This is a genomic window from Aerococcus sp. L_32, assembly GCF_050689315.1.
Genome location: NZ_JBOEQF010000662.1, coordinates 1 through 979, shown reverse-complemented (window position 1 = coordinate 979; position 979 = coordinate 1). Strand labels below are relative to the sequence as shown.

The following is a 979-nucleotide window of genomic DNA, read 5'->3' as shown; positions in this document are numbered from 1 at the left end:
TGCGAAGTCTACATTCATCAATGGACCTCCTTGATAATCAGGGAATAGCCCTAAATCATCTTCAAGCGTAACCAAATCATACTCTAAAATTTGGCTATCAGTCGAATATGCATCAACCACATTGACTTCATTGTTACTGATAGCATTGTATCTAAGCGCAGGTTCAAGACTTTTCACTGACGGGAAGGTCAAACCGTATAATTCTTGAATACCAGCATAGCCGTCTTGACGGTCAATAAATTCTAACGTAAAGCCAGCTGTAATCTCGTTTTCAACTTTCGCTAAATCTGAAATCGTTTCTAGATCATTTTCCTCTGCAAAAGAGCGTTTCACGGCTAAAGCATAGGTATTTTCAAATGAGAATGGTTCTAGAAAATTCATATCATACTGGTCTTTTAATAAGTCACGCGCTAATTGATAGGTATCTGCTTGGTCAAAGTCACTTGTATCAGTAGCTTCATCTACATCAACTAAACTTTCAAGGACTGTACCTGAAAACTCTGGATAAATATCGATTTCATTATTATCTAAGGCAGAAAATAAGAAAGTCGTTTTTCCAAAATTGGCTTTTACATCCACATTGACATCGTCATTATCTGCTTCAATTATTTCTTTATACATATTAATTAGAATCTCTGGTTCTGACCCTAATTTACCGGCAATAGTGACATTGGTTACTTGACCAGTCAATCGTTGCGCTAATATTGGCCCACCAATTCCTACAAATAAAACAAGCAAGCTAATAAGGATGGTTTTCATTTTCTTATTTTCTAACCATTTAATGAGGGCACCAAAAATAATTGCTAATAAAGACGATGCAATAGCACCAATTAGAGTTAAATTGCTGTCATTTCGGTCGATCCCTAACATAATCAAAGACCCAAGCCCACCAGCACCGATTAAAGTCGCTAAGGTCGCTGTTCCGATAGTTAATACTAACGAGGTCCGAATACCTGAAATTACCACCGGCATAGCTATA

1 protein-coding gene is annotated in these 979 nt (G+C 37.1%); it reads right to left on the bottom strand.

Going from position 1 to position 979, the window contains the following annotated elements; translation table 11 throughout:
- On the bottom strand, positions 1 to 979 hold a 979-nt coding region (locus ACRCJ0_RS15520), incomplete at both ends, for an ABC transporter permease/substrate-binding protein (protein ID WP_431391089.1).